The 24,907-nt window shown below is 36.4% G+C and carries 26 protein-coding genes; 18 read left to right on the top strand and 8 right to left on the bottom strand.

Features of this window, described 5'->3' with window-relative positions:
- The first annotated feature begins 102 nt into the window (after positions 1 to 102).
- Positions 103 to 741 carry a forespore capture DNA-binding protein RefZ gene (gene refZ, locus MHB70_RS21800; protein ID WP_000814925.1) on the top strand — a complete coding sequence of 213 codons (639 nt, stop codon included), beginning with the start codon at positions 103 to 105 and terminating at the stop codon, positions 739 to 741.
- Between the two features lie 11 nt (positions 742 to 752).
- Here the strand turns inward: refZ and MHB70_RS21795 are convergent, their stop codons facing one another.
- Positions 753 to 1,697, bottom strand: coding sequence for a DMT family transporter (locus MHB70_RS21795; protein WP_001036042.1), 945 nt, complete (start codon positions 1,695 to 1,697; stop codon positions 753 to 755).
- Positions 1,698 to 1,821: 124 nt separating this feature from the next.
- Between MHB70_RS21795 and MHB70_RS21790 the strand changes: the two genes are divergently transcribed.
- The 8 genes from MHB70_RS21790 (at position 1,822) to MHB70_RS21755 (ending at position 11,417) form a co-directional block, all read left to right on the top strand.
- On the top strand, positions 1,822 to 2,661 hold the full coding sequence (locus tag MHB70_RS21790) for a LysR family transcriptional regulator (RefSeq protein ID WP_061529691.1): 840 nt from the start codon (positions 1,822 to 1,824) through the stop codon (positions 2,659 to 2,661).
- Positions 2,662 to 2,871: 210 nt separating this feature from the next.
- Complete coding sequence (gene ezrA, locus MHB70_RS21785; protein WP_000377320.1) at positions 2,872 to 4,584, top strand: septation ring formation regulator EzrA; 1,713 nt, start codon at positions 2,872 to 2,874, stop codon at positions 4,582 to 4,584.
- A gap of 234 nt (positions 4,585 to 4,818) precedes the next feature.
- Positions 4,819 to 5,961, top strand: coding sequence for a cysteine desulfurase family protein (locus MHB70_RS21780; protein WP_000638977.1), 1,143 nt, complete (start codon positions 4,819 to 4,821; stop codon positions 5,959 to 5,961).
- A 6-nt stretch (positions 5,962 to 5,967) separates the two neighbouring features.
- Positions 5,968 to 7,182: a tRNA uracil 4-sulfurtransferase ThiI gene (thiI, locus tag MHB70_RS21775; RefSeq protein WP_000989269.1), complete on the top strand. Its 1,215-nt coding sequence runs from the start codon at positions 5,968 to 5,970 to the stop codon at positions 7,180 to 7,182.
- 80 nt (positions 7,183 to 7,262) lie between these two features.
- Positions 7,263 to 7,460, top strand: a complete 198-nt coding sequence (locus tag MHB70_RS21770) for an alpha/beta-type small acid-soluble spore protein (RefSeq protein ID WP_000124490.1) — start codon at positions 7,263 to 7,265, stop codon at positions 7,458 to 7,460.
- Between the two features lie 177 nt (positions 7,461 to 7,637).
- Entirely contained in the window at positions 7,638 to 9,224 is a 1,587-nt protein-coding gene (gene mbcS / locus MHB70_RS21765; protein ID WP_000817732.1) for an acyl-CoA synthetase MbcS, read from the top strand.
- Between the two features lie 102 nt (positions 9,225 to 9,326).
- Positions 9,327 to 9,758, top strand: coding sequence for a VOC family protein (locus MHB70_RS21760; protein ID WP_000600354.1), 432 nt, complete (start codon positions 9,327 to 9,329; stop codon positions 9,756 to 9,758).
- Between the two features lie 87 nt (positions 9,759 to 9,845).
- The gene (locus MHB70_RS21755) at positions 9,846 to 11,417 is read left to right on the top strand and encodes an amidohydrolase (RefSeq protein WP_000504016.1); all 1,572 of its coding nucleotides are present in this window, start codon (positions 9,846 to 9,848) and stop codon (positions 11,415 to 11,417) included.
- A 234-nt stretch (positions 11,418 to 11,651) separates the two neighbouring features.
- Here MHB70_RS21755 and MHB70_RS21750 read toward each other — a convergent pair whose 3' ends face one another.
- Positions 11,652 to 12,455, bottom strand: coding sequence for an NAD kinase (locus MHB70_RS21750; RefSeq protein WP_000785189.1), 804 nt, complete (start codon positions 12,453 to 12,455; stop codon positions 11,652 to 11,654).
- Between the two features lie 205 nt (positions 12,456 to 12,660).
- Between MHB70_RS21750 and MHB70_RS21745 the strand changes: the two genes are divergently transcribed.
- The 5 genes from MHB70_RS21745 (at position 12,661) to ackA (ending at position 17,020) form a co-directional block, all read left to right on the top strand.
- Positions 12,661 to 13,299, top strand: coding sequence for a DUF2953 domain-containing protein (locus tag MHB70_RS21745; RefSeq protein WP_002093186.1), 639 nt, complete (start codon positions 12,661 to 12,663; stop codon positions 13,297 to 13,299).
- Positions 13,300 to 13,311: 12 nt separating this feature from the next.
- Positions 13,312 to 13,707, top strand: coding sequence for a GerW family sporulation protein (gene ytfJ, locus MHB70_RS21740; protein WP_000350003.1), 396 nt, complete (start codon positions 13,312 to 13,314; stop codon positions 13,705 to 13,707).
- A gap of 134 nt (positions 13,708 to 13,841) precedes the next feature.
- On the top strand, positions 13,842 to 14,342 hold the full coding sequence (gene tpx, locus MHB70_RS21735) for a thiol peroxidase (protein ID WP_000024525.1): 501 nt from the start codon (positions 13,842 to 13,844) through the stop codon (positions 14,340 to 14,342).
- Between the two features lie 198 nt (positions 14,343 to 14,540).
- Entirely contained in the window at positions 14,541 to 15,527 is a 987-nt protein-coding gene (locus MHB70_RS21730; protein WP_000084373.1) for a class I SAM-dependent methyltransferase, read from the top strand.
- Between the two features lie 299 nt (positions 15,528 to 15,826).
- Positions 15,827 to 17,020: an acetate kinase gene (gene ackA, locus MHB70_RS21725; RefSeq protein ID WP_000034585.1), complete on the top strand. Its 1,194-nt coding sequence runs from the start codon at positions 15,827 to 15,829 to the stop codon at positions 17,018 to 17,020.
- A gap of 23 nt (positions 17,021 to 17,043) precedes the next feature.
- Here ackA and MHB70_RS21720 read toward each other — a convergent pair whose 3' ends face one another.
- Complete coding sequence (locus MHB70_RS21720) at positions 17,044 to 17,478, bottom strand: NUDIX hydrolase (protein WP_000283515.1); 435 nt, start codon at positions 17,476 to 17,478, stop codon at positions 17,044 to 17,046.
- A 73-nt stretch (positions 17,479 to 17,551) separates the two neighbouring features.
- Complete coding sequence (locus tag MHB70_RS21715; RefSeq protein ID WP_001054281.1) at positions 17,552 to 18,187, bottom strand: DUF1796 family putative cysteine peptidase; 636 nt, start codon at positions 18,185 to 18,187, stop codon at positions 17,552 to 17,554.
- Positions 18,188 to 18,324: 137 nt separating this feature from the next.
- On the opposite strand from MHB70_RS21715, the gene MHB70_RS21710 reads away from it, so the two are divergent.
- Positions 18,325 to 19,158: an EcsC family protein gene (locus MHB70_RS21710; protein WP_001256857.1), complete on the top strand. Its 834-nt coding sequence runs from the start codon at positions 18,325 to 18,327 to the stop codon at positions 19,156 to 19,158.
- A gap of 31 nt (positions 19,159 to 19,189) precedes the next feature.
- On the opposite strand, the gene MHB70_RS21705 is transcribed toward MHB70_RS21710, so the two are convergent.
- Positions 19,190 to 19,852: a YitT family protein gene (locus MHB70_RS21705; protein WP_001244520.1), complete on the bottom strand. Its 663-nt coding sequence runs from the start codon at positions 19,850 to 19,852 to the stop codon at positions 19,190 to 19,192.
- 838 nt (positions 19,853 to 20,690) lie between these two features.
- On the opposite strand from MHB70_RS21705, the gene MHB70_RS21700 reads away from it, so the two are divergent.
- Complete coding sequence (locus tag MHB70_RS21700) at positions 20,691 to 20,885, top strand: hypothetical protein (RefSeq protein ID WP_053445932.1); 195 nt, start codon at positions 20,691 to 20,693, stop codon at positions 20,883 to 20,885.
- Positions 20,886 to 20,913: 28 nt separating this feature from the next.
- On the opposite strand, the gene MHB70_RS21695 is transcribed toward MHB70_RS21700, so the two are convergent.
- Complete coding sequence (locus MHB70_RS21695) at positions 20,914 to 21,231, bottom strand: hypothetical protein (RefSeq protein WP_000417202.1); 318 nt, start codon at positions 21,229 to 21,231, stop codon at positions 20,914 to 20,916.
- Positions 21,232 to 21,398: 167 nt separating this feature from the next.
- On the opposite strand from MHB70_RS21695, the gene MHB70_RS21690 reads away from it, so the two are divergent.
- Complete coding sequence (locus tag MHB70_RS21690) at positions 21,399 to 22,604, top strand: argininosuccinate synthase (RefSeq protein WP_061529690.1); 1,206 nt, start codon at positions 21,399 to 21,401, stop codon at positions 22,602 to 22,604.
- On the top strand, positions 22,601 to 23,992 hold the full coding sequence (argH, locus tag MHB70_RS21685; protein ID WP_061529689.1) for an argininosuccinate lyase: 1,392 nt from the start codon (positions 22,601 to 22,603) through the stop codon (positions 23,990 to 23,992). The genes MHB70_RS21690 and argH overlap by 4 nt, the downstream gene beginning before the upstream one ends.
- A gap of 78 nt (positions 23,993 to 24,070) precedes the next feature.
- Here argH and MHB70_RS21680 read toward each other — a convergent pair whose 3' ends face one another.
- Complete coding sequence (locus tag MHB70_RS21680; RefSeq protein ID WP_061529688.1) at positions 24,071 to 24,601, bottom strand: DinB family protein; 531 nt, start codon at positions 24,599 to 24,601, stop codon at positions 24,071 to 24,073.
- 100 nt (positions 24,602 to 24,701) lie between these two features.
- The gene (locus MHB70_RS21675) at positions 24,702 to 24,881 is read right to left on the bottom strand and encodes a hypothetical protein (protein ID WP_000342761.1); all 180 of its coding nucleotides are present in this window, start codon (positions 24,879 to 24,881) and stop codon (positions 24,702 to 24,704) included.
- Positions 24,882 to 24,907 lie beyond the last annotated feature (26 nt).

The following is a 24,907-nucleotide window of genomic DNA, read 5'->3' as shown; positions in this document are numbered from 1 at the left end:
TACGATGTATTTCACATGACTTTGTCGATAGAAAATTAAAGGAATTTGTCTTAAAAGTCAAGAAATTTAAACTATAGCTGTTCAGTGAGAGGAAGTGAGCGCATGAAGCAGACGAAACAAAAAGTAATTGATGCGGCAATATCGTTGTTTAATACGAAAGGTTATGACGGGACATCAGTGCGAGACATTGCAAAGCGAGCGGATGTGAATGTAGCGAATATTTCATACTATTTTGCTGGAAAGCAAGGCCTATTAGAGCAGCTTATTACTGATTTTTTAGAAGGATATATTCATGTGATTGAAACGTCCTTTGAACAGAGAGAGTATTTGTCGGCTAAAGATGTGATGGTGCAAATGGTGCGGGGGATTTTACGATATCAATTTGAAAATAGGGAACTGACACGTTTTTTTTATAGAGAGCTTTCGCTTGATACGACATTAATTCGTGAAGTGATGACCGTTTATTTTTCTAAAGAAAGATATTATATCGAGCAAATCATTAGAGAAGGACAAATGAAGAAAGAGTTTCGAAAGGTATCTTTTACAATGTTTATGACGCAATTAAAAGGCATGATAAATATGCCGTTTTTATATCCGCAGTATATATCAGAAGTATTGCATTCTTTTCCATCCGAAACATTTTTCTTAGAAATGTATACGAAGGAAATTGAGCAATGGATGGAACAAGCATTATGTAAAACGAATATGTATCAGGAATGGCCAAGAGCTGTTCATATGTGAAAAATCCCCACCTAACGAACCGAGGTGGGGATTCTTGTAGTTTCTTTTCTTTGCCATAAATTGTTACATAATAGCGCAATAATTGTTAATGAGGCTCCGGCGATTTCGATTTTGTCGACCGTATAACCTCGAAATATGGAACCGATAAGTGCAAGGACAGGAACTAAATTCATAAATAATATGCCGTTAATAGATGAAATATAGCGATTCCCCATATTCCAGCAAAACACAGCGATAACACCTGCAATAATCGACATATAAAAGAGTTCAAAACGAACGCTCACAATTGTGCGTAATGATGGTACAGTAATGACGTTTGTGTAAGTTAATAAAGTGACAATAACGATGAGTGACATTGAACCGAACAAACAAGTTAACGTTGTATATCGAAGTGGTGACCAAGATTGAAAACGAGCACCGCCATTTGTATAAATGACCCAGCAAGTAACGCCGCATAACATCAATATATTCGTAGATAAGTGACTTGCAGCTCCAAATAATAAGTGAATATTTCCTTTTGAAATGACAAGCATAACACCGAGTAATGCAACGAACATACAAAGAAAAGTGTAGTTTTGTGGACGCTTATTTTTTGTTATCCATTGTAATGATAAGGCAATTAGTGGCATGAGAGACTGAATCATCGCTGCATGGATTGCTCCAGGAGGTCCGGCAAGTTGTTGTCCGTAGAAAACGAGAAAACCATATCCAGCGAAACCGACTGTTCCGTAAAAAAATAAAGAAAGTGTTCGTTTTTCTAAGCGGAGCGAATGTGTCCCTTCAGTGATTAATAGCAAAATAAGAAAAATAATAGCTGCAGATCCGTAGCGAATAGTTGTGAAAAAGAACGGATCGATAAATTGTAAGGCATTTGCCATTACAGGAAACATAAATCCCCAGGCAGTTACGGCAAGTAAGCATAGGAGGGATCCGAAGAGCATTTGTTTTTTGTTCAAGAGTACCATTCTCCTTTACATTTCGTTATAGTAAGTTGATGAAATAAGTATAAAGAGTAATGATTTATAGAAGGAAATATCGATTTTTTATAACAGTTATAACTTTTTGTTAGAGGTGTATATGATGGATTTAGAGGCAGTACGATCGTTTATGGAAGTAAAGCATACGCGCAGTTTATCAAAGGCAAGTAAGCTTTTACATATTTCACAACCAGCGCTTAGTAAACAAATTCAAAGATTAGAAGCGGATTTAGAGGTTACTTTACTCAAGCGTTCTGCTCAAGGAGTGGAGTTAACAGAGGCTGGTGAGATATTTATAGCAAGAATGTTACCGATTTTGGAACAAATACATGAAGTGAAAACGAAGATGAAGAAGTATCAAGAGAAACGGAGAATTTCGATAGGTATATTGCCAAGTTTAGCGGCGCATTACATATCGAAATGCAAAGATATATTAGGTGATGGATTCGAAATAGAATGGAAAATTGAGCATACGAAAGTATTAATGGAATTGTTTAAAGAGCGGAAGATTGAAGCGATGTTCATTGATTCAGTAGTAGAAGACGCTACATATATAAAAGAAATGCGGGAGGAAAAAATTGTTTGTGTAGTTTCAAATGATCATCCTTATAAAGAGAAAACAATAATCCGAATGGAAGGTTTGGAACATGAGAAATTAATTGTGTACCCAGAAATATGTGATGTAAGGAAAATGATTATGAACATGTTTCAAGGTATAGGTGCGAAACCAATCATTGCGTTTGAAACTTCTTATGCAGAACCGATGCTTGCGATGGTCGGAGCTGGACTTGGCATCACTTTACTTCCAGAAATGTCAGTGGAGCAAGCGGTAAAGCAGGGGAATGTGCATGTAATTTCTGTTGAACCCCCACTCATGCGCAAAATCTATTTCGTATCTCATATGAAAGAGTGCCCGTTATGGCAATCATTTGAGGATAGGTAGTGAAGCGGGCGGAAGATTAAGAAAGATTACAATTGCATTTAAAGAAACATGAAATTTTAAAAAAAACTAGGTCAAAAACACGTCATTACATGGTATGATTAGTACATTGTTAGTTGTTAAATATAGGGGAATTCCCTTTTTATACATAATGCCTTCCATTTCATAAACGGAACGGACAAAAAAAGAGATATAACTAGGAGGCTTTTTTGCATGGATTCTATCCTGACGATCGTTATCATTGTAGTAAGCTCTATTCTAGTGCTGCTCATGATAGAGCTTGTGATAAGAAATCGTTCATATAAAGATATTGAAGCACTGGAGCAGTGGAAACAAGAAATAAAAGATAAACCTGTAGCAGATGAACTAAAGCGAGTAAAAGATTTGAACATGACAGGTCAAACAGAAGAACTGTTTGGTAAATGGCGTGAAGAGTGGGATGAAATCGTATCAACAACTCTTCCAAAAGCTGAAAAAGATTTAGGGCAAGCGCGAAAATTCGCCTCGCAATTCTCCTTCCGCAAAGCAAAGCATGCGATGAACGAATCCATAAGTGGTTTAGATGACGCTGATAATCGTATTACAGACATTTTAAATGAATTACAGCAACTGTTAGAAAGCCATGAAAAAAATAGCTCGGAAATTGAAGGGTTACGTGATACATATCGTAGTATGAAAAAGAGTGTTCTTGCCCATCGACACATGTATGGAGCAGCTGAGCAGAGAATTGAAGAGATGCTAGATGCCGAATCTAATAAATTTAATAATTTTGAAGAAGCAACAAATAATGGCGACTATTTAAAAGCGAGAGAAATTGTTATTAGTTTGGAAGAAGGTTTAGCTAATTTAGAAATCATTATTCACCAAATTCCAGATTTATTGGTAGAGTGTCAAGCAACGTTACCAGTTCAACTGGAAGATTTATTACACGGACATAATGATATGGTAAGACAAGGTTATGTATTAGATTACCTGGAAATCCCTAAAGAAGTCCGCGATATGACGACACAACTACAAACATGTTTAATGGATATACAGGAGCTTCATATAACGGAAGCGGCTGAAAAAGTAGAAAAATTAAAAACTCGTTTAGACGGTTTTTATGATCAACTAGAACAAGAAGTGCATGCGAGACATTATGTAGAGCAAAAAACACTTTCTGTTTATGAAGATTTAGAAGAACTTCGTGAAGAAACAATTGAAACGAAAGCAGAAACGCAACTTGTGAAACAAAGCTATCAGTTACAAGATAAGGATATTGAGTCTCAAAAAGTAATTGAAAAGCAAATGCACATTTTAATGAAACGTTTTGAAGTGATGCAATTACGCGTTGCTGAACAAGATATTGCATTCTCTATAATTCGTGAGGAACTAGAAGAGGTTTATGAGCAATGTGAAACTTTAAAAGTACTTCATGCAGAATATAAAGAAATGCTACAAACGATGCGTAAAGAAGAATTTGAAGCGCGTGAGAAGTTGCAGGAAATGCGCAATACAATTTTTGAAACGAAACGCTTTATGCAAAAGTCGAATTTGCCAGGTCTTCCAGTGAGTATTATGGAAGATTTACAAAGAGGGCAAATGGCAATGCAAGCTGTATATGAGCAATTAGAAATAAAACCGTTAAATATGCATGCTGTAAATAGCAGTTTAGAAGAAGCATACACAACTGTTAACGGTGTAGCTGAAATGACAGAAGAGTTAATTGGACAAGCGTATTTAGTTGAAAAATTAATTCAATACGGAAACCGTTACCGCAGTCATGATGAAAATCTTGCAGAAAGCTTAAATTATGCAGAGAAATTATTCCGTGAATATCAATACGATGCAGCTTTAGAACAAGCGGCTTCTGTACTAGAGCAACTTGAACCTGGCGTTGTTCAAAAAATAGCTGAATATGTAGACAATGAACAAACCCTTTCATAAAGGGTTTGTTTTTTTGTGTAATTTTGAAGGCGATGTTGCTATAATGAATAGCGGAATACAGTAAGGTTATTCGTTTCAAAATAAAGTGAAACTGTAATCAGTGGGGGGATTCATCCCCACTGATTACTAGCCTTCACCAATCGGGATAAAACGGAACCTTTGTGTAGTCTTAGCGTAATTACACGTATTTATGATATGATTATATGATGTGATAGCGCTGAAAGGGGAAGAACGATGATCTATTTTGATAATAGTGCGACGACGAAGCCATATCCAGAAGCCCTTCAATCGTACGTAACGGTTGCTGGGAAATATTTTGGAAATCCTTCTTCTATTCATTCGCTTGGAGGAGAGGCAGAGCGTCTATTAACACAATCAAGAACGATTGCAGCGCAGCTTCTTCACGTAAAACCTTCTGAAATTATTTTCACATCGGGTGGAACGGAAGGGAATAACCTTGCGATTAAAGGGATAGCGATGAGGAATCGTTCGCGCGGCAAACATATCATTACAACAAATATTGAACACGCGTCTGTGTTTGAGGCATATAAGCAATTAGAAGAACTCGGGTTTGATGTAACATATTTACCGGTTAACGAGCATGGTGTTGTATCGGTAGAGGATGTGAAGCGAGTGCTTCGTGAAGATACAATTCTTGTTTCAATTATTCATGTGAACAACGAAACTGGAGCAATTCAGCCCGTTGCTGAAATTGGAACGTTATTATCGAATTATCCGAAAATAAGATTCCATGTGGACCATGTACAAGGGATAGGAAAAGTACCGTTTAATTTATATGCTTCGCATATTGACCTTTGCTCAATATCTGGGCATAAATTCCACAGTGTAAAAGGAACAGGTCTTCTTTACGTGCGTGATGGCGTAAGATTAGATCCGATTTTATCAGGTGGCCAACAAGAGCTTAAGTATCGCTCTGGTACAGAGAACTTACCTGGCATTGTAGCGATGGTGAAAGCACTTCGCATGACAATGGAACAAGTGAAAGAAAAGATAGCTCATTTGCAAAGTTTACAAACAGAGCTTGTACGTTTCTTTAAAGAAATGGAAGATGTAACAATTAATACGTCGCTTGCATATGCAGCACCACACATTTTAAATGTGTCGTTTGTCGGTTTAAAACCGGAAGTGGTCGTTCATGCTTTAGAAGAACACGGTGTATATGTATCAACGAAGTCTGCTTGTTCTTCAAAAGCAAATGAAGTGAGCAGAGTGTTAGTGTCAATGGGAGTACCGCATGCAGCTGCTGCAAGCGCTATTCGTATTAGTCTAGCACCAGAAAACACGATGGAAGAAGTAAAACAATTTGAAGGTATTGTAAAAGAGACAATGCCAAAATTATATGAAGTGATGAGGTAAAGAAATATGATGACATATGAATATATTTTAGTACGTTACGGAGAAATGACGACAAAAGGTAAGAACCGTTCTAAATTTGTAAGCACATTAAAAGATAACGTTAAGTTCAAACTGAAAAAATTCCCAAACATTAAAATCGATGCAACACATGACCGTATGTACATTCAGTTAAATGGCGAAGACCATGAAGCAATTGCTGAAAGATTGAAAGATGTATTTGGTATTCATAAGTTTAATTTAGCGATGAAAGTACCATCAGAATTAGAAGATATTAAAAAAGGTGCATTAGCAGCTTTCTTACAAGTAAAAGATGATGTGAAAACATTTAAAATTACAGTGCACCGTTCTGATAAACGTTTCCCAATGAAGACGATGGAGTTACTTCCAGAAATTGGCGGGCATATTTTAGAAAATACAGAGGATATCACAGTAGACGTCCATAATCCAGATGTGAATGTACGTGTAGAAATTCGCAGTGGTTACAGCTATATTATGTGTGGTGAGCACATGGGAGCTGGCGGTTTACCAGTTGGCGTTGGCGGAAAAGTAATGGTACTTCTTTCTGGTGGTATTGATAGCCCAGTAGCAGCGTACTTAACGATGAAACGCGGCGTATCTGTGGAGGCAGTTCACTTCCATAGTCCACCTTTCACAAGTGAGCGTGCGAAACAAAAAGTAATCGATTTAGCACAAGAGTTAACGAAATACTGTAAACGTGTAACACTTCACCTTGTTCCATTTACTGAAGTGCAAAAAACGATTAATAAAGAAATTCCATCTAGTTATTCTATGACAGTAATGCGTCGTATGATGATGCGTATTACAGAGCAGATTGCAGAGGAGCGTAATGCACTTGCAATTACGACTGGTGAAAGTCTTGGACAAGTAGCGAGCCAAACGTTAGATAGTATGCATACGATTAATGAAGTGACAAACTATCCTGTTATTCGTCCGCTTATTACGATGGATAAATTAGAAATTATTAAAATCGCTGAAGAAATCGGCACATATGATATCTCAATTCGTCCATACGAAGATTGCTGTACAGTATTCACACCAGCAAGCCCAGCGACGAAGCCGAAGCGTGAAAAAGCGAATCGTTTTGAAGCGAAATATGATTTCACACCATTAATTGAAGAAGCTGTAGCAAACAAAGAAACAATGGTATTACAAACGGTAGAAGTAGTAGCGGAAGAAGAAAAATTCGAAGAACTTTTCTAAAACCATAAATTACCATATCTAAAATGTGTATGAAGTCATGTTATTTATCACACTCTATACTCACAAGGAGGTGATATAACATGGCACGTAGCACAAATAAATTAGCGGTTCCTGGTGCTGAATCAGCATTAGACCAAATGAAATACGAAATCGCTCAAGAGTTTGGTGTTCAACTTGGAGCGGATGCAACATCTCGCGCTAACGGTTCTGTTGGTGGCGAAATTACGAAACGTCTAGTTTCACTAGCTGAGCAACAATTAGGCGGTTTCCAAAAATAATTCCATATACAATGGCTTAGAAAGAGCGGGTTCTCCCCGCTCTTTCTTTTTGTTGTTCCTATTAGTATAAATTCATTTCGACAAAAGCATAAAAAAATTGTCAAAAGAAGAGGGTTCAAAATTTACTGAAAATTCTTTATTATATAAGGGAGGCATAAAGAAAAAAGGAGGATGTTTATGAAGAGAGAGGAATTGTTGGCACCACCATCTTATAATTTAGTTTCAGAAATAGAGAAATATACAGACGATAAAGAGAAGCTTGCTTTAATTTGGCAAGATGATAAAGGGAATAGACGAGAAGTTACATATTTTGAATTAATGCAAGGTGCAAATAAAATTGGAAACGCTTTTATAAAAAGTGGCTTACAAAAAGGGGACAAGCTCCTTATTATGATGCCGCGTTTAATTGAAGCTTACATGACGTATATCGCTGCGATTAAAGCAGGATTTGTCGTAATTCCGAGTTCGGAAATGTTGCGTAAAAAAGATATTGAATACCGCATTGGACACGGAGAAGTAAAAGCGATTGTAAGTTATGAACCATATATCGGACAGTTTGATAACATAGGGGCGATGGAATCTCTTCAAAAGTTCGTTCTGAGCGAGCAGTCAGTAGACGGATGGATCAATTTAAAAACAGCATTAGAAACAGAAAGTGACATGTTAGAAATGGCGAAAACAGATAAAGAAGATATGGTCTTTTTATCTTATACGTCAGGGACGACAGGAAACCCGAAAGGTGTTGTTCATACGCATGCGTGGGCATACGCTCATTTACGTACGAGCGCCCCAAATTGGCTCGGAATTGAAGAGAATGATGTTGTATGGGCAACGGCTAGTCCAGGGTGGCAAAAGTGGATTTGGAGCCCGTTTTTAGCAACTCTCGGTTCAGGAGCAACGGGATTTGTATACAACGGTAAGTTTGAACCGAAAACGTATTTAAATTTATTAGACGATAATAAGGTGAATGTGCTTTGTTGTACACCGACTGAGTATAGATTAATGGCAAAGGTAGAAGACTTGACTGAGTACAATTTAGAAGCGTTACATAGCGCTGTATCCGCAGGTGAGCCGTTAAATAGAGAAGTCATTGAAACGTTCCAAAAGCACTTTGATATTACAGTAAGAGATGGCTATGGGCAAACGGAAAATACATTACTTGTTGGCGTAATGAAAGGGATGGATATTAGACCGGGATCAATGGGGAAACCAACGCCAGGAAACCATGTTGATATCGTTAATGAAGAAGGAACCCCAGTGCAGGTAGGAGAAGTTGGCGATATTGCAGTTCATATTGAAACACCAGCCCTCTTTAAGCAATATTATAAAGATGATGAACGCACAGCGATGCAATTCCGTGGTGATTATTATATTACGGGTGATAAAGCGAAAAAAGATGAAGACGGCTATTTCTGGTTTGAAGGGCGTGGAGATGATATTATCATTAGCTCTGGTTACACAATCGGGCCGTTCGAAGTTGAAGATGCACTTGTAAAACATCCTTACGTAAGAGAATGTGCGGTTGTCGCAAGTCCGGATGAAATTCGAGGGAGTGTCGTGAAGGCATTTATCGTATTAAGAGAGAATATAGAAAAGAACGAAGAAACATTAATTCCAGTGCTCCAACAACACGTGAAAGAACTCACTGCACCATATAAATATCCTCGCAAAATTGAATTTGTAGATGAACTACCAAAAACGATTTCCGGAAAAATTCGTCGTATTGAACTTAGAAAACAAGAGATGGAGCTCCCTTCCAAATAATTTTGAAAATAGAGAAGTAAATTGTTGAATGAAATGTAAAACGATGATATTATAAAAACGAACACAAGTTCGATTTTATAAATTAAAAAAAGAGGTGTCCGTATGATTTTAGGTATTAATCCGTACTTAGTTTTAGATGGTAGTGGGCAAGAAGCTGTACAGTTTTACAAAGAGGCATTAGACGCAAAAGTAGAAGTAATGCAAACTTTTGGTGACATGCCTGAAAATCCAGAATACCCGATTCCAGCTGAAGCGAAAGAGCGCGTTTTACATGCTACTTTAAAAGTTGGTAATACGGACCTTATGATTTCTGATACATTCCCAGGTCAAGGGCATGCAATCGGATCTCAAGTAACAATCGCAATTCAAATTAGTAATGCAGAAAAAGCAAAAGAAGTATTCGAAAAGTTACAAGAGGGTGGAGAAGTTATTATGCCACTTCAAGAAACGTTCTGGAGCCCAGCATACGGACAACTAAAAGATAAATTTAGCATTGAATGGCAAATTACAACGTCTACTACTGAACAAAAATAATTTTGGGAAAGCACCATTTTTAATTCAAATGGTGCTTTTTTTATACGGATTAATCTCGTAGACTAAAGGGAAAAAGGGGATGAGCATATGGGAGAAATTTGGTATGGCGGCACCATTTACACGATGCGAGAAGAGAGTGAAAAAGTAGACGCTGTTTATGTTGAAAACGGTGTGATCGTTGATGTCGGGAGTAAAGAAGAGTTAGAAGACCGATATGCTACTACGGTTAAATTGCACGATTTAGAAGGCAAAACGATGATTCCAGGTCTCGTTGATAGTCATATGCATCTTATTGGGCATGGAGAGAGGTTACTCCGTCTAGATTTATCAAATTGTACATCTTATGGCGAAGTACTTACTCTTGTTCAGAAGCAAGTAGAAGACGCGCCAAAAGGTTGTTGGATTATCGGAGAAGGCTGGAATGAAAATAACTTTACAGATACGAAAGATGTTCATGCACGTGATTTAGATGCAATTTCGAAAGAACATCCCATTTTATTAAAACGAGTTTGTCGTCACGTTACATGGGTGAATTCATACATACTGCAAGAAGCGAACATAACAGAAGAGACGCAAGATCCGAAAGGCGGGAAAATTGGCCGGGATGCATCAAATAAGTTAACAGGGCTTTTATATGAACAAGGACAAGAATTAATGAAACACGTTCAGCCTGAAATTGATGAAGCTTATTTACAAAGAGCTTTGCAAACAGCGATTAAAGACTGCTGGCAATATGGAATCGTTGGTGGGCATACGGAAGATTTAAATTATTACGGTGGTTTTAGAAAAACGTATAATGCGTTTTCTTACGTTATAAAAGAAATGCCATTTAAAGCGCATTTACTCGTTCATCATGAAGTAGCAAATGAAAGAAAAGAATATGAAAATGAGCACTATATTGAATTTGGTGCGATGAAAATTTTTTCTGACGGTTCTTTTGGCGGAAGAACTGCTTTATTAAGTGAACCGTATGAAGATGCGAAGGAAACAAATGGAGTTGCGATTTTCTCACGTGAAGAGCTTGCAAGTTTAGTGAAAAAAGCACGTGATTTACATATGCCAGTTGCCATTCATACTATCGGTGACTTGTCGCTTGAATATGTCATTGATGCGCTTGAATTACATCCACCAGCAGAAGGGGTACGTGACCGTATTATTCATTGCCAACTAGCTCGTGAAGAGTTGATTGAAAGAATGAAACACTTGCCAGCTATTATTGATATTCAACCGGTCTTTGTTTCATCAGATTTTCCATCAGTCATTGAAAAACTAGGCGAGCGTCGTCTTCGTTACGCATATGCTTGGAAGACGTTACTGGACGCAGGCTTACATTGCAACGGTGGTTCAGATGCTCCTATTGAACAAGTGAATCCGTTTTTAGGCATATATAGCGCTGTTACACGTAGAAGTTTTATTGACGGTGTATGCTATATGCCTGAGGAAAGATTAACGGCATATGAGGCTGTTTCTTTATTTACGACAGGAAGTGCTTATGCAATAGGAAAAGAAGCGAAGCGAGGACAAATTATAAAAGGATATGAAGCAGACTTTACGATATTAGATCGAAACATATTTGAAATAGAGGCAGAAGAAATAAAAGAAGTACAAGCGAAAATGACCGTCATTGATGGCCAGGTTGTTTATAGAAAAGATGCGTAAAATATATCAGCGATTATCGGAATATATCGACTGTAACTCGAAATATATCAGCGATTATTGAAATATATCGACCGTAACTCGAAATATATCAGCGATTATTAAAATATATCGACTTACCGACAAAAACTGACAAGAATAGCGACCGGATAGCGAGAGATTGTTGGCCGCGCCAATCGGGATAAATAAATAACCGCAAAATTATGGGATTCCCATAATTTTGCGGTTATTTTAATACTATAAAAATGTTCTCTGTACTTTTTCCCAGAAGGAATTGTTTTTTAATTTTACTGTTTTAATTTGTTTATCGCTTAAGCGTACAACAGCTTTTTCAACTTGTTTAATGCTAAGCGCTTCGTTATCCATGCCGATAACAGGATAATCGTTACCGTCTGGTTTAAGTTTTAAAGTTAGTGTACGTTCGTGGTTTAAGATGAACGGTGAACCGAGCGTACGGTATGTGTTGTTATTTAAAGATGCTAGTTCGCTTACTTGGAAACATGGGATAAGCGGATCGACAACGGCACCATGTAATGATTTGTTGTAAGCTGTACTTCCTGTTGGGGTAGAAACAACTAAACCGTCACCTCTAAATGTTTCGAAATATAAATCATCAACGTGAACATCTACAACGAATGTTTTAATAATGCTAGAACGTAATGAGAATTCATTTAAACAATGGAAAGATGTACCGTGATCTACATCTACCTGAATTGTTGGATATTTTCGCACTTCAATTTCATTTTTTGTAATTTCTTGAAGGGCTGTATCAACGTGATCAATGTGGAAATCACAGTAGAAAGAAATTTCATCTTTCGTAGAAATCCCTGCGTATAAGCAATCTTCTCTAAAACCAGTTTTACGAACGGCTTGTAAGAAAGTTGCATCATCTCCAACACTGACGATAGCGTTTGCATTTTTTGGTTGATCTAATATGGTAAATCCATTCTCTTCTAAAATGCGATAGATTGGTTTCATCTTTTCAACGAGCGTTGCTTTGTCATCACCATAAAAGAAAAATAAATTGCGACGATCTGCCATTATGTATCCCTCCACTGCAGTTAAATTTTCTGTTTTTCGTGCTACATATCATTAGAGTCCGTTCCCTGATGATATGTTCAAATAATATATTTCGATATAAATTGTCAAAACACCTTTTTATTTTTAGAAAAATTTTTATATTCAATCTTACGGAACTCTGTTTAATGATGAATAAACTTGTCGATAATGGGTACGGAGTGAAAGGATGATACGTATGAAGTGGCTCGTAATTGGAATAATAATTCTTCTCCTTTTTATTTTGCTTATACTATTGTCGAAAATAAAGCTTAAAGTGACATTTTTATATTCAGAAATGGAAAAGCAATGTTTGTTTCAAGTGAAAATATGGATGATTCGATATACATTTGATGTGTTGGAAAGAATTGAAAAACAGCAGAAAAAGACAGGGCAGAAAATCGAAAAAGCTGAAAAGGACGGTGGAATAGATAATAAAATTATGGCGCAACTTGACAGCATCGGGGAACTGATAAAAAGGCTTCAAAAAGTTCATACTATCGTTAAAGATTTTCTCAAACGAGTGAAAATCAATGGTTGGAAATGGCATACGCAAATTGGAGCAGGCGACGCAGCTAGTACTGGAATTGTCACTGGATATGCATGGGGGACAAAAGGAATGGCTGCTGGAGTTATAGGACAATATATGCATATTGTCGATGTACCAGAATTTGAAATTATCCCTGTTTTTCAAGGGAAGGGATTTGCATCAAGGTGCGAGTTAACAGCATCTTTTCGTATATTTCGTGCTATAAAAACAGGATTCAAATTACTCATGTTTATGAGAAAGCAAAAATCTGGTATGACAGAAAAATCTGTTCAAGCATAGGGGGGATATAGAGTGGACCATCCAATTCAAGGTTTAATGACAACCGCAATGCAGCATTTAAAACAAATGACTGATGTAAATACAATTGTTGGTGATCCAATTAAAGCAGCAGATGGAAGTGTAATTCTTACTGTTTCGAAAGTAAGCTTTGGTTTTGCTGCTGGTGGAAGTGAATTTGGTAAAGTAGAACATTCAGGTCGTCATCCATTTGGCGGGGGAAGTGGTGGAGGAGTTTCTATTAATCCTGTTGCCTTTCTTGTTATAAATGGAGATGGTGTGAAAGTATTACACTTAGATAAGCAGACACACGTCATTGATAAAATAATTGAATTAGCACCACAAGCTGTTGATAAAGTGAAAGAAATGATGGATAAACGAAAAGAAGATGATCCTGAATTTCAAATTTAACGAATAAAGAAGCTAATCAATGGATTAGCTTCTTTAATTTTTTTGTAAATAAAGCGATTTTATTTGCATTATCGATGGGGACAAACTATCATTTACATTGTACATATTTTGTTTAAATAAGGGAGGATTTTCAAGTGGCAAACGTAACTTTTAAAGGTAATCCAATGACTTTAGTTGGAACAGAAGTTAAAGTTGGCGATCAAGCGCCAAACTTCCAAGTATTAGCAAACGACTTATCTCCAGTAAGTTTAGAAACATACAAAGGCGAAGTAAAATTAATTAGTGTTGTACCTTCAATCGACACAGGTGTATGTGATGCACAAACACGTCGTTTTAACCAAGATGCAGCAGGTATTGAAAACGCGAAAGTATTAACAATTAGCGCTGACTTACCATTCGCTCAAAAACGCTGGTGTGCAGCAAACGGTTTAGAAAATGTTGTAACACTTTCTGATCACCGTGACCTTTCATTCGGTGAAGCTTACGGCTTAGTAATGAAAGAACTTCGTTTACTTGCTCGTGCAGTATTCGTAGTAGATAGCAATGACAAAGTAGTTTACGCAGAATACGTAAGCGAAGGTACAAGCCATCCAAACTATGAAGCAGCATTAGAAGCAGCTAAATCTGCAAAGTAATAGGAAGGAAATGACCTCTTATAAAGAGGTCGTTTTTTCTCATCTATTGCTGCGAATGGTAACGATAGATGAGAAAAAATGTTATATCATACATAACTTGAAAGGGAGCTCTTTACAGGAGGTCGCTTTTTCTTTTTGGAAAAAATCACTTTGTGGTATGATATAAGTTATGTGTAAAAGAGAGAAGGAGGAATGTACGTGAGTCAGACAGTGGAAACATTATTTTCTATTTTTGATTCTTCTACGGTAGTTTTACGTAAAGAATTAGATGTAACATATTTAGAGGCGCTTGTAGAAACAGGTGATAACTTGTTTGAAGGTGCGATTTTACAAGAGGAATTATCCGAATCAACAATTGAAAGGTTGAATCGTGAATATAGTACGTTTAATGAAGAAACATATAAAGGTGAAGAAATTCGTAAAGCATTTCAGCTGGCCATTTTAAAAGGAATGAAAGAGGGCGTACAAGCAAATCACGAAATGACGCCAGATGCAGTTGGAATGTTCATGAGCTACTTATTCCATAAATTTATGCAAGGCAAAACAGAAATTACTGTTTTAGATCCTGCAATTGGAACAGGTAATTTAATGACTACAGTATTTAATAGCGCTAAAGAAGAGCTAGCAATGAGTGGATTTGGTGTAGAAGTGGATGAAGTGCTAATTAAACTTGCTTTAGTAAATGCAAATTTACAAAAGCATGGAATCGAATTCTTCCATCAAGATGGACTAGCACCACTTTATATTGATCCAGTTGATGCAGTCGTTTCAGATTTACCAATTGGTTATTATCCAAACGAAATCAGTGCGAGTGAATATAAGTTAAAAGCAGATCAAGGAATGTCATATGCGCATCACTTATTTATTGAACAAAGTGTGAAACATACGAAAGAAGGCGGGTATTTATTCTTCTTAGTACCAAACTTTATTTTTGAAAGTGATCAAGCGCCGAAACTACATGCATTTATTAAAGAAACATGCTTTATTCAAGGTTTGTTACAGCTACCTGTTTCCATGTTTAAAAACGAGAAAAATGCAAAAAGTATATTTGTTCTCCAAAAGAAAGGCCAAGGTGTAACAATGCCGAAACAGGCACTACTAGTGGAATTACCTAAATTCTCTAATATGAAGGCTATGGAGAACATTATGGATCAATTAAATACTTGGTTTGCAACACAAAAGTAACACCATATATATGTAACAGGGTTAGTGATTAATGTAGTACAGTTGTATAGAATATGTCATATTTTTTAATATATACAAGATTTAACTGAATTTTTTTGAAATCTGTAATATATTTTTTTTCTTGGTGTTACAATTTTTTCACTTGAAATATATGTCGGACGATGTTTAAATTAAAATCGTGAGTATAAAATTTACTGATGATGAAACGTTTTCATAGTGAGTGAATTTAATTAGATAAAATCGAGCGGTTTGTGGAATGATCCACACAACTACCAAGAGAAAAAGGGGCGAAAGACTAGATGTCAAAAATCATCGCGATTAACGCAGGAAGCTCTTCCTTAAAATTCCAATTATTTGAAATGCCAAGTGAAACAGTATTAACAAAAGGTTTAGTAGAACGTATCGGTTTAGAAGATAGTATCTTCACTATTACTGTAGATGGCGAAAAACAAAAAGAAATTACAAACATCCCAGATCACGCAGTAGCAGTTAACATGCTTCTTAGCAAATTAACTGAAAATGGAATCGTAAAATCTCTTGATGAGATTGGCGGTATCGGTCACCGTGTTGTACACGGCGGCGAAAAATTTGCGGATTCTGTTTTAATTACTGATGAAGTATTAGCGGAAATCGAAGAATTAAGCGATTTAGCACCACTTCACAACCCAGCAAACCTTGTTGGTATTAAAGCATTCCAAGAAGTATTACCAAACGTACCAGCAGTAGCAGTATTCGATACAGCATTCCACCAAACAATGCCGGAATCTGCATTCCTATACAGCTTACCGTATGAGTACTATGAGAAATTTGGTATCCGTAAATACGGTTTCCACGGAACTTCTCATAAATACGTAACTGAGCGTGCGGCTGAATTATTAGGTCGTCCAATTGAAAGCTTAAGCCTACTTTCTTGTCACTTAGGTAACGGTGCAAGTATCGCAGCAGTAGAAGGCGGTAAGTCTATCGATACTTCTATGGGCTTCACTCCACTTGCTGGTGTAACAATGGGTACACGTTCTGGTAACATTGACCCTGCGTTAATTCCATACATCATGGAAAAAACAGGCCAAACTGTAGAAGAAGTAGTTAACGTATTAAACAAGAAGAGTGGTATGTTAGGTCTTACTGGTTACTCTAGTGACCTACGTGACATCATTGCGAAAGAAGAAGAAGGCGACCACCGTGCGAAAGTAGCACTTGACGTGTTCGTAAGCCGTATCCATAAATATATCGGTTCTTACACAGCTCGTATGAAAGGCGTTGACGCTATCATCTTTACAGCTGGTGTAGGTGAAAACAGTGCAATTATTCGTGAGCGCGTATTAGAAGGCCTTGAGTACATGGGCGTATACTTCGACGCAAAACGCAATAACGTATTCGGTGAAGAAGCATTCATCAGCTTCCCTCACTCTCCAGTAAAAATTATCGTAATTCCAACTGACGAAGAAGTTATGATTGCTCGTGACGTACTACGTCTTGGAGATATTGGTTAATATATGAAAAGAAAGACGAGATCCTATAGGATTTCGTCTTTTTTCTTTTTAATATATTTTAAAATTCCATCTGGATATAATAATTTTTCCTTCTGAATGAATGCAGTAATGGGAACCCATTTTGCATATGACGCCGTTTGCTCATCTTGTATATTCACTATTTCCATTTCATATAGTGATCTGTCTAATAAACGCAAAGAATATAGTTGAATAATCTCATGACCAATTTCCTCATCTAGATGAAAGATGTTTTCTAAGCAACCTAAATAATCGATAATTTCTATTTCTGTATGAAGCTCTTCATTAAACTCTCGAATAACTGTTTCATCTGATTTTTCTCCGAGTTCAATTGATCCACCAAGAGGACGGTAATAGGTTTCATTGTCTATATTATATTCTTGTAGTAGAAGTCGATTGTGATGTATAACAATACCAAAGGATTTTGCACGTGGGTACATGAATATGATCGCTCCTTATTCATTTATATGTGGATAATTATAAGTTGAAATATAGAGAAAATCACCTTTTTATTCACGTTGTTGAGCTAATTGTAATACCGTCTAATAGTTCTTTCCAAAATGCTTCATTGTACTGGTATATATCCATCACTGGGCATTTTATAACGCAAATGTTTTGTAATCCCCAATCTTCTTCAGTGATAGTTGGTACATCGGCAGGAAGTAATAAAAGGACGGAGAAGTTATGCTTGACCATTTGAGATAAAATTTGTTCAAGAAAAAGTGCTTCTTCATATGTTCCCCCGGTTCGAATAAACAATATGGATTCTTCCATTTCTACTGTAGTTAGAAAACGATTAATCCGATGCTCATAATTTAATTTAATATCTGTATAAGAAGGCCAAGAAGTTGGTGTATTTACATCTGTTTTAAAGTCATGGCAGGAGTCAATTTCATAAATGTTGTCTCGTAGTCTTAATTTCGCATCATCATCCCAAAATGAGATGAAGGACAAATTTTCTAATTCTAAAAAACGGTGAAAGCGATTTTGTAATAATAAATTTACTTTCTCTAATGAAGGACTTAGCATAAAATCAATAACGCCAAAAAATGGGGATAATCCTAGTTGATATAAAGCCCAAGCAGGCCAGCAGTTTTGTCCTAAGCTAAATACAGCATTATACTTTTGTTTTATATTGGATAGATTCATGTGATTCATCTCATCCTTTTTGCTAATATTTTATGTCATTAAAAAATGGTATGTGAATGGAGATAGACAAGCATATTTGCAAAGAATAAGCAGAAATATGTTACAATAGAAAAAAATCGAACGAGGTGGTTGTTACGATGCGATCGAAGCGAGAACAAGCCATTTTAGACAATATAAAGGAATGGGAAGCGCAATTAGTTGAGCAAGAAGCGACCGATTTTCAAAAAGTGTTTGATAAATGGTTACATACTACAGTTGCGAAATTACCTGAGAAAAAACGAAAAGAATTCTTTACGAAAGCAGATGGATGGCTTTTTCATTTGCATGCACTGATTCAAAGTTCACAATCACAATTAGATGCACGTAATCGTATTTTAGGAACATCAAGATTATTTAATGAATCAATTGAACAACTTGAAGATTTGAAAGCATTATCTATTGATCAGTTAACATACATAGCAGAGCAACAAACAGCACGTCATCGTCTATATTCATTCGTGCAAGGCGGAGCAACGGGTGCTGGAGGATTATTATTATTGACAGCTGATTTTCCGGTTATGATTGCGTTAAATGTGAAGGCTGTCCAACTTATTGCAACATCGTTTGGGCATGATGTGAACAAGCCTTATGAAATGATGCTAGCGTTAAAGGTGTTTCATGCGTCATTATTGCCAGGAAGACTTCAGCAATACGCTTGGTACAACTTGCTACGAGAGCTGGAGCAAGAAGATTCGTTCTTTTATGAAGGAGACGAAGCAGTGTTACAAACAGCCTCTACCGAAGTTTTGTTAAAGCAAATTTTGAAAACATTTTCAATTTATGCTCTTCGTCGTAAATTATTCCAAGGTATCCCAGTCATCGGAATGGCAATTGGATCTACAGTAAATTATCGTTTAACAAGAAATGTTACTGAATTTGCCAATCGATTTTATCAAGTGCGCCACATAATGGAGAAAGAAAAAAAATCATAAAAAAAGCGAGAGGCCGAAGCCTTTCGCTTTTTTAATTTGTTGCATGTTTTTTGGTCATTGGAATAGATACTGGTTGCTTTTCTGCTGCTTTTTCTGCTTTTGGATAATAAATTAAATCCAATGTTTTTGCCTGTACGGCAATTGAAAGAATAGTAAAAGCAATTTCTGTCCAATTTAAATAATATAATGAAAGCGCAAGAACAATCGCGTCAAAGACGAAGAAAATTTGCCCAATTGTAAAACGAGTTCGTTTACTTAATACAATTGTTAAAATATCGTCTCCACCGGTTGCACCGCCAAATCGCAATATAAAACCGAGTCCAATACCAGCTAAAGCACCGCCAACTATTGCAGCTATAAATAAATTGTTTGATAAATCTACCGTAAATGGAGAATAATTTTCCATAAGGGAATAAAATACTCCGAATGAAATTGAACCTAAAAATGAATAGCCAACCATTTTTTTACCTAAAAATGAAGCGCACAGTAAAATAATTGGGATATCCATTATTACAGTTGAAATAGATGGTGAAATATCATAAAAATTTTGGATGAATAGTGCAATACCTACAAATCCACCTTCTGTTAAGTGGTTTTGGAAGTGAATGTGATATAGCGCTGCCGCTAAAATAAATGAACCGATTAAAACCATAAAAACTTCTTTAATAATTTGTCGACTTTGGATGTTCCTCATCGTTATTCCTTCTTTCCGTAGTTAGTAGTCCTTTTTGTGTTGTAAACTAACTACGAGCTCACATGTAGCTTTCAGTTAGTTTACGAAAAAACTAACTACGCTATATGTCGCTGAAGAAATAACGAATAATCCTCTCGTCCATCAATTCTCCCTACCTTCGTTTTAGTTTAAGTCTTAAAACGACTAAACAAAACGTGGAGTAGGATTCGTCATTTAGCAATCCTGCTCTTCTTTGTTTTGTTTAGCTAATAACAATTAAGTCCTAAACAAAACGCTACGTGTAAGAAGAGTCTTTTTTTTGCCAAATTATCCTTCGGGCAATCATAATTTCCCCACTCTCGTATTTTTTTCGCTAGACTAAAGTATCTGAGCTGAAAAATACGCTACGTGTATGATTCGTCAATACGATGCCACATGCTCCTTCGAGCGATCATGATATCAAAATCCCTTCCTTCAAGATTTATATTATTATATCATACTTTCAAAAAATGTATGCGGATGGAAACCGACAATAAACGGAGGGAATCTACAAAAATTGTTATGTTTAAATATTTTTGTAGAAAAGCCTAACTTATTTTGTAGGATTGGACAGTTTTTAGAAGTTTGTCCAATAAGTAAGCAAAGATGGTTTTTTATTCAGTTGTATTGTTTTCGTCACCTTTATCTTTAAAAAATGCATCCCAGCTAATCACACTTAAAAATGTTAAAGCGATAATAATGAAAGCTCGCATCATTTTGAGGCCTCCTTTTATACATAGTATATGAATACCTTACTTTGTAATGTGTCATTTTTTTACATATTATATTAATATAGATAGATGAAAGGGAGAGTGGAGATATGCTAAAAGACATGTTTAAAAGAAGAGAATTAAAATGCGTTTCATGTCAGAAAAAGATTGAATATGAAGAAGAGCTAGTTGCTTTTGTGAAGTTGCCGAAAGAAAGAAGTATATTAGTAGGTCCGTTTGATGTATGTTTAGCAAAAACGGCGCAAGAAATATATTGCAAAGCTTGTTACGAAAAAAAAGCATGACCCAAAGTGAATGAGGGGCATGCTTTTTTCATTGGTGTGCTTTTCCCTCAGATACATTTTGAGTGAGGCGATACCAAAGCCAAAGGTCGTTAATAATAGAGGCTAAATCAGCTATTTCAGAATTAAGCCTACAGGAAATTTCAAAATTATCTTCGTTATTTAAACGATGTTGTTTTTGATTAATGTAATGTTCAAGCTCTTTTATACGATCAGGTATTTTTCCACGAATTTGCTCCCATTTTAATAAAATACCATGCTGTGTTTTTTCAGAGATGTCTTCCCATTCTTCTTGTATGTTTGGCACTGCAATTCCTAGATGTTCATTGTATATAAAATACTTTTCCATAGACACACCTCCAATTTCCTGCCTCTATTTTACATAAAAAAAGAAAGAAATTCGACGAAATTGTTTGAAAAAAAATTATGAATTCCCCTTGATTCATTTTATGAAAGGTGTTAAAGTTTGAATTATTATAAGAAATAATGAATATTTATTCTTTAGGGGGATGTAAAATGGAGAAGAAAAAAGTTGTATTAGCATATTCCGGAGGTCTTGATACTTCCGTTGCAATTAAATGGTTACAAGAGAAGAATTATGATATTATCGCGCTTTGTTTAGATTTAGGGGAAGGAAAAGACTTAGCGTTTGTAAAAGAAAAAGCACTTTCAGTAGGTGCAATTAAATCGTATATGATTGATGTTCAAGAAGAATTCGCGAATGAATATGCATTGATGGCGATGCAAGCACACACGTTATACGAAGGGAAATATCCTCTTGTCTCTGCATTATCTCGTCCACTTATTGCGAAAAAATTAGTAGAAATCGCAGTACAAGAAGGCGCAAATGCAGTTGCACATGGATGTACAGGGAAAGGGAATGACCAAGTTCGTTTTGAAGTTTCTATTCAAGCATTGAATCCATATTTAGAAGTGATTGCGCCTGTACGTGAATGGAAGTGGTCACGTGAAGAAGAAATTGCATATGCAAAAGAAAACGATGTACCAATTCCAATTAATTTAGATAGCCCATTCTCAATCGATCAAAACTTATGGGGACGCAGCAACGAATGTGGAATTTTAGAAGATCCATGGGCAGCGCCGCCAGAAGATGCATACGAAATGACATTAGCATTAGAAGATACACCGAATAAACCAGAGTTTGTAGAAATTGGATTTGAAGCAGGAGTACCGACGACTTTAAATGGCACTTCATATTCACTGTCAGAACTAATTAAAACGTTAAATGCCCTTGCTGGAAAACATGGCGTTGGACGTATCGATCACGTAGAAAATCGTCTTGTCGGTATTAAATCTCGTGAAGTATATGAATGCCCAGCAGCAATGACGTTAATTACAGCGCATAAAGAGTTGGAAGATTTAACACACGTGAAAGAAGTAGCACATTTTAAACCGGTGATTGAACAGAAAATAACGGAACTTATTTATAACGGCTTGTGGTTCTCTCCTTTAAAACAAGCGCTTTATGCATTTTTACAAGAAACGCAAAAGCATGTAACAGGTACAGTGCGTGTGAAATTATTTAAAGGTCATGCGATTGTAGAAGGGCGTAAATCTGAATACTCGTTATATGATGAGAAATTAGCTACGTATACTGCCCAGGATGAATTTAATCATGATGCAGCAGTTGGATTCATTTCATTATTCGGTTTACCGACGAAAGTATACAGTCAAGTGAATCAAAAGAAGGTGGAAGCGTGAGCAAACTTTGGGGCGGACGTTTTACAGAAGAAGCGGAAGCGTGGGTTGAAGAGTTTGGAGCGTCCATCTCCTTCGATCAACAATTAGTCAATCAAGATATAAATGGGAGTATTGCACACGTAACGATGCTAGCAAAGCAAGGGATCGTTACGAAAGAAGAAGCCGAGAAAATAAAGCTAGGTCTTCAATATTTATTAGAAGAAGCGAAACAAAATAAGCTACATTTCTCAGTTGAAGCTGAGGACATTCATTTAAACATTGAAAAGATGTTAATTGAAAAAATCGGTGAAGTGGGAGGGAAACTTCATACAGGCCGAAGCCGTAACGACCAAGTGGCAACAGATATGCATTTGTATATAAAAGAAAAGGTAGAAGATATTATAAAAGCTACAAAACAATTGCAAACTGTTCTTGTTCATCAAGCAGAAAATAATATTGAAACAATTATGCCTGGCTATACGCACTTGCAACGTGCGCAGCCTATATCATTTGCACATCATATTCTTGCTTACTTTTGGATGTTAGAGCGCGATGTGAATCGTTATGAAGATTCGTTAAAACGCATTAACATTTCACCACTCGGAGCAGGAGCGTTAGCTGGGACGACATTCCCGATTGACCGAGAATATAGTGCGGAGCTTCTCGGATTTAATGGTATCTATGAAAATAGTTTAGATGCGGTAAGCGATCGTGATTTCATACTGGAGTTTTTAAGTAACTCATCTATGCTCATGATGCACTTATCACGCTTTTGCGAAGAACTTATTTTATGGAGTAGCCAAGAGTTTCAATTTATTGAAATGAGCGATCAATACGCAACGGGAAGCAGTATTATGCCGCAAAAGAAAAATCCGGATATGGCGGAACTAATCCGCGGTAAAACAGGCAGAGTATACGGTAATTTATTCAGTTTACTTACAGTAATGAAAGGATTACCGCTCGCGTACAATAAAGACTTACAAGAAGATAAAGAAGGAATGTTTGATACAGTGAAAACAGTAGAAGGATGCCTTCATATTATGGCAGGCATGCTGGAAACGATGACTGTAAACAAAGAAAAAATGGGGCAAGCTGTGACCCAAGATTTCTCTAACGCAACAGAAATTGCGGACTACTTAGCAAGTAAAGGACTGCCATTCCGTCAAGCTCATGAAATTGTTGGGAAGTTAGTTCTACATTGCACACAAAAAGGAATTTATTTATTAGATGTACCATTTGAAACGTATAAAGAAATGAGTTCGTTATTTGAAGAAGATTTGTATGAAGTTCTTTCGCCGTATGCCGCTGTAAAGCGCCGTAATAGTGCTGGCGGGACTGGGTTTGAGCAAATTGAAAAAGCTTTGGAGAAGGCGAAAGGGTTAGTCGGAGAATTTGTAGGAATTAAATGATGTATGAGATAGAAGGTAAGGTGCTTTTTATAGAAAGTACCTTACCTTTTTGTATTTAGATTTTTACAGGAGTATTTATCATTTCATAATCATAAAATGATGTTTCTCATGTATGGCTAATAGTTGAATAGATTGAATCAAATTAGGATAGTGAGCAATTGGATCTAAAAATACGATATGCCCTGCAATATTTTCTTCTATATTTTGAACGAGTTTTTTTATTTCATTTGTTTCACGTGTAAGTAATTCTTCTAATTGAGTTACATTCAAAGATTGATAGACTTTTTTTGAAGGGATTAAAATCCAAGGTGCTTTCATTCCTTTGCCATGCTTTTCTTTATATTCGGCATAAATGTCATGTATGTCAGTTGCAAATGGGGTGTTTCTTCTGAGCTTGGCATAAGGGATAAGAGTAAAAGAGAATTTAATCGCTACTTTTAGCATTTTTGCAATTAAATATAGGTGATAAAAATGCTCTCCAATAGACCATTTTCCATTCTTTTGCTGATACCACAGTTGTTCTTGAGATAGTGAATGGAGGTGAGGAAGGAACTGGCTTCTTTGTACATGTAACGTATGAAAATGCTTTGAGATATTTTCAGATTTCATATTTTGGTATCCTCCACACGTATTTTTCCTAATTATAACATTTTTAGTGGGAATGTAATTAAGCCTAGAACAGTCTGTTCTAGGCTTAAAATTTCATCGCTTAATTATACTTATGTCGATCTTCCGTAATTCGAATATACTCAATATCCATCAAATCACGAAGTAATGCACCATTACTTAGTTCAACGCCGTGTTTCTCTTTAAAATGAGTGCGAATCGTATCTAGCATTTCAATTTCTTTGCCGTTCACGTCTAAAATAATGCGTTCAGAATCATCCATATAGCATCCTCCTTTTTTCAACATAT

Source organism: Bacillus sp. FSL M7-1020, from assembly GCF_038050415.1.
Taxonomy (GTDB): domain Bacteria; phylum Bacillota; class Bacilli; order Bacillales; family Bacillaceae_G; genus Bacillus_A; species Bacillus_A toyonensis.
The sequence above is the reverse complement of the archived record's forward strand: the minus strand, read 5'-3'. Positions and strand labels throughout refer to the sequence as shown.

What these genes read in the sequence shown, in the direction of transcription:
- refZ (WP_000814925.1), top strand. Translation starts at nt 103, where the DNA reads ATGAAGCAGACGAAACAAAAAGTAATTGATGCGGCAATATCGTTGTTT.
- MHB70_RS21790 (WP_061529691.1), top strand. Translation starts at nt 1,822, where the DNA reads ATGGATTTAGAGGCAGTACGATCGTTTATGGAAGTAAAGCATACGCGC.
- ezrA (WP_000377320.1), top strand. Translation starts at nt 2,872, where the DNA reads ATGGATTCTATCCTGACGATCGTTATCATTGTAGTAAGCTCTATTCTA.
- MHB70_RS21780 (WP_000638977.1), top strand. Translation starts at nt 4,819, where the DNA reads ATGATCTATTTTGATAATAGTGCGACGACGAAGCCATATCCAGAAGCC.
- thiI (WP_000989269.1), top strand. Translation starts at nt 5,968, where the DNA reads ATGATGACATATGAATATATTTTAGTACGTTACGGAGAAATGACGACA.
- MHB70_RS21770 (WP_000124490.1), top strand. Translation starts at nt 7,263, where the DNA reads ATGGCACGTAGCACAAATAAATTAGCGGTTCCTGGTGCTGAATCAGCA.
- mbcS (WP_000817732.1), top strand. Translation starts at nt 7,638, where the DNA reads ATGAAGAGAGAGGAATTGTTGGCACCACCATCTTATAATTTAGTTTCA.
- MHB70_RS21760 (WP_000600354.1), top strand. Translation starts at nt 9,327, where the DNA reads ATGATTTTAGGTATTAATCCGTACTTAGTTTTAGATGGTAGTGGGCAA.
- MHB70_RS21755 (WP_000504016.1), top strand. Translation starts at nt 9,846, where the DNA reads ATGGGAGAAATTTGGTATGGCGGCACCATTTACACGATGCGAGAAGAG.
- MHB70_RS21750 (WP_000785189.1), bottom strand. Translation starts at nt 12,455, where the DNA reads ATGGCAGATCGTCGCAATTTATTTTTCTTTTATGGTGATGACAAAGCA.
- MHB70_RS21745 (WP_002093186.1), top strand. Translation starts at nt 12,661, where the DNA reads ATGATACGTATGAAGTGGCTCGTAATTGGAATAATAATTCTTCTCCTT.
- ackA (WP_000034585.1), top strand. Translation starts at nt 15,827, where the DNA reads ATGTCAAAAATCATCGCGATTAACGCAGGAAGCTCTTCCTTAAAATTC.
- MHB70_RS21720 (WP_000283515.1), bottom strand. Translation starts at nt 17,478, where the DNA reads ATGTACCCACGTGCAAAATCCTTTGGTATTGTTATACATCACAATCGA.
- MHB70_RS21715 (WP_001054281.1), bottom strand. Translation starts at nt 18,187, where the DNA reads ATGAATCTATCCAATATAAAACAAAAGTATAATGCTGTATTTAGCTTA.
- MHB70_RS21710 (WP_001256857.1), top strand. Translation starts at nt 18,325, where the DNA reads ATGCGATCGAAGCGAGAACAAGCCATTTTAGACAATATAAAGGAATGG.
- MHB70_RS21705 (WP_001244520.1), bottom strand. Translation starts at nt 19,852, where the DNA reads ATGAGGAACATCCAAAGTCGACAAATTATTAAAGAAGTTTTTATGGTT.
- MHB70_RS21700 (WP_053445932.1), top strand. Translation starts at nt 20,691, where the DNA reads ATGCTAAAAGACATGTTTAAAAGAAGAGAATTAAAATGCGTTTCATGT.
- MHB70_RS21695 (WP_000417202.1), bottom strand. Translation starts at nt 21,231, where the DNA reads ATGGAAAAGTATTTTATATACAATGAACATCTAGGAATTGCAGTGCCA.
- MHB70_RS21690 (WP_061529690.1), top strand. Translation starts at nt 21,399, where the DNA reads ATGGAGAAGAAAAAAGTTGTATTAGCATATTCCGGAGGTCTTGATACT.
- MHB70_RS21680 (WP_061529688.1), bottom strand. Translation starts at nt 24,601, where the DNA reads ATGAAATCTGAAAATATCTCAAAGCATTTTCATACGTTACATGTACAA.
- MHB70_RS21675 (WP_000342761.1), bottom strand. Translation starts at nt 24,881, where the DNA reads ATGGATGATTCTGAACGCATTATTTTAGACGTGAACGGCAAAGAAATT.